2 protein-coding genes are annotated in these 2188 nt (G+C 58.0%); one reads left to right on the top strand and one right to left on the bottom strand.

The window, feature by feature from the left end; all coding sequences use genetic code 11:
* Positions 1-437: 437 nt before the first annotated feature.
* The gene (locus tag BMZ42_RS17685; protein ID WP_091525206.1) at positions 438-956 is read left to right on the top strand and encodes a DUF4376 domain-containing protein; all 519 of its coding nucleotides are present in this window, start codon (positions 438-440) and stop codon (positions 954-956) included.
* 183 nt (positions 957-1139) lie between these two features.
* Here BMZ42_RS17685 and BMZ42_RS17680 read toward each other — a convergent pair whose 3' ends face one another.
* On the bottom strand, positions 1140-2093 hold the full coding sequence (locus BMZ42_RS17680; protein WP_139208015.1) for a calcium-binding protein: 954 nt from the start codon (positions 2091-2093) through the stop codon (positions 1140-1142).
* Positions 2094-2188 lie beyond the last annotated feature (95 nt).

The raw sequence follows: 2188 nt of genomic DNA, 5'->3' as shown, positions 1-2188 counted from the left end.
ACCGCAAGCTCGCCGCATAACATCAACCCAAAGACGAGGCCGATACTCCGCTAATCCAAGACCCAAACTGCGCCAAATGATCTGACGACGGACAGTTCTTTTGGAAGCCTTTTGGACGCCCCGGGTGGCGGCGCAGCTACGGGTGCGCGCACAGGGGGAGTGACCCCAGTCGCAGCTGGGATACTGGGCGCGGATGGTGGTGCTGATACAGTTTGGGGAGGCGGAGGTGGAGGTGGCGCAGGAGATTCTCCTGCGGGCGGCAAATCCATCTATGGCGGGAATGGAGGTGCCGCAAATAACGTCACCGGGGGAAAAGGAGAGAACGGCATAGCGCCAGGCGGTGGAGGGGGTGGCTCGGCAAGCTCTGCCAATGGCCAGTCGAACAATGGCGCTGGCAACGGTGCGCGCGGCGAAGTCCGCATATATTGGTGGTAAGCATGGTTATGAGAAAGGCAGTCATAGATGGTTCGACGGTCACGAACATCATTGACGCTGAGTCCGACTTCACACTCTCAGGCAAGACTCTTGTCGAAGCAGGTAATGCAGGCATCGGCTGGACGTGGGACGGGACTACGTTTTCGCCTCCACCCCCAGCCGCCCCAACCCCCGCGGACATCGACACCGAACGCGACCGGCGCATTGCGGACGGCTTCATGTTCGAAGGGAAGCTCTATCAGTCACGACCCGAAGATCGAGAGAACATCGCAGGCGCTTCCCTTGCCGCGCTTGCGGCCATGAGCACCGCATCTCCCGGCGACTATCGCTGGCACGGCGGCGATAGCGATTTCGTCTGGATCGCAGCCGACAACAGCCTGACACCAATGGATGCGCAGACGATGTTTGCATTCGGGCAGGCAGCGATGGCGCACAAGCAGGCGCATATCTTTGCGGCGCGCGCGTTGAAAGATGCTGAGCCAATTCTTGAAGACTACGAGGGTGACAGCCACTGGCCGTGAGAGCTGGTTGCCGAGACACCCGAGCGGGTCAGGCAGATCGTGGATTGGGCAATGGGGGCGTTCCAGAGCGGGCGCTGACCGGGCGTTTGAGGCGATGTTATTGGCGCTACCTGGCGTGGGCGGCTCAAATAAAAACGGGGGACCCGAAGGCCCCCCGCGTAGTTGATGCAATCCGAGGATCGATTAGGCGACAGCTGCGCCGAAGTCGAAGTTGTCGACCGTGACACCCGTGACATTAACCAACTGAACGACGAGGTCGCTTGCAGCATTGAAATGACCGTCATTGTTGAGGTCAGCAAACACATAGGTGTTGGTAGCTTCAACCCAGACAGCAACTGCGTTGTCGCCGTAGAAATCGGGTACGTCAGTCACTGCAAACTGACCGATCGTCGTGTTCGTGGTGGCGCTGCCATCACTGATAGCGTCGGTATCACCAGTAAAGGTGAATGCAGACAGGTCGATCACGTCGCCAGCGCCGAAGCCGTTGATCTTGTCGAAGTTCACGTAGGTGGAGTCCGACAGAGCTTCGTAGATGAGAGCTGCCGTGCCGCTACCGTTAAGATTGATCGTGTCGGAACCAGCTCCGCCGATGATTGCCGCATCGCCGCTACCGCTCACCGTGATGGTGTCGTTACCAGCACCAGCATCGACAAGAATGTCGCCATTGGTGTTGACGGTGATGGTGTCCTTACCAGCACCAGCATCGACAGTGACATCGGCAGTTGAGGTGATGTTGAACTCGTTTTCGCCGGAGCCGCCACGAATGATGGCATCTTCGGTGAGCTGTGCGTTCGTCCAGGAGATGTTGCCGGTTGCAGCGCTTGCATCGAAAGATTCAACGGCACCGCCAGCATGAAGAACGAGCAGATCGCCCTCTCCGGTCACCGTGATGGTTTCCAGACTACCCAGAGCGCCAAGAGTTAGATAGCCATCATTACCTTCGGCAACGTCAATAACGACATTCTCAACATCTGCGTCAGCGTTACTAGAACCCTCGAAACCAACGCTATAGCCGCCGTTTCCTGAAGCTCCTGAAACAGCAAGATTAACTGTCGAGTCCCCCTTAAGCTCGCCAGCGGCAAAGCTGATATCAGCAACAGCTTCGTTGTTGCCCGAAACACCTGCAAAGCCAAACACTGAACCGCGCCGGGTTTGCCGGAGGCCGTTTGGTTTAAGTTATGCGGCCATGTCTGGGGCGTCCAGCATGGCGTAGTAGCGTTGTTCGGCCTCCG

This window comes from Aquamicrobium aerolatum DSM 21857 (assembly GCF_900113935.1).
Lineage (GTDB): Bacteria > Pseudomonadota > Alphaproteobacteria > Rhizobiales > Rhizobiaceae > Aerobium > Aerobium aerolatum.
This window is presented reverse-complemented; position numbering and strand designations above follow the sequence as displayed.

What these genes read in the sequence shown, in the direction of transcription:
- BMZ42_RS17685 (WP_091525206.1), top strand. Translation starts at nt 438, where the DNA reads ATGGTTATGAGAAAGGCAGTCATAGATGGTTCGACGGTCACGAACATC.